General features: G+C 38.4%; 1 rRNA gene. It reads left to right on the plus strand.

The features are described from left to right. Positions 1 to 73: ribosomal RNA gene (locus tag AC0L0O_RS30155) — 16S ribosomal RNA — on the plus strand; the annotation flags it as partial. Positions 74 to 216: the final 143 nt, after the last annotated feature.

Here is a 216-nt window from a genome sequence, read left to right on the forward strand (position 1 = left end):
GGTGGGACAGATGATTGGGGTGAAGTCGTAACAAGGTAGCCGTATCGGAAGGTGCGGCTGGATCACCTCCTTTCTATGGAGAATTGATGAGCGCTGCTTATCAATATAAGTTTCCGTGTTTCGTTTTGTTCAGTTTTGAGAGAACTATCTCTCATATATAAATGTATGTTCTTTGAAAACTAGATAACAGTGTAGCTCATATTTTTTAATTTTTAG

This window comes from Bacillus sp. GS3m_15504, from assembly GCF_055825275.1.